The following is a 243-nucleotide window of genomic DNA, read 5'->3' as shown; positions in this document are numbered from 1 at the left end:
TCAACAGCAAGGAAGCGACTGCGATTTGACCACCAGACAATGGGTCGACTTTATAAGATTGTGCTAAGTTATAGCCAATGCCGAACGCCACGTATAACGACATGATAAACATGGTCATTCGATAAGGGATTAAAATTTGGTCAGCATTTTCCGTCGCCCATTGAGTCATTCCCCACGATTCGGGCAACGGAGGGAACGCAATAATTAAGAAGAATGAACCGACGATAATAAATGGCAAGGAGG

Annotated in this window: 1 protein-coding gene; it reads right to left on the bottom strand. The window is 44.4% G+C overall.

What is annotated here, in order from left to right:
* Nucleotides 1–243 (bottom strand): PTS transporter subunit EIIC (locus CHH91_RS18905; RefSeq protein ID WP_176465874.1); only part of this gene is annotated, 243 nt, incomplete at both ends.

The sequence above is a fragment of the Virgibacillus sp. 7505 genome (genome assembly GCF_002272135.1).
In the GTDB taxonomy this organism is placed as follows: Bacteria; Bacillota; Bacilli; order Bacillales; family Amphibacillaceae; genus Terribacillus.
This window is presented reverse-complemented; position numbering and strand designations above follow the sequence as displayed.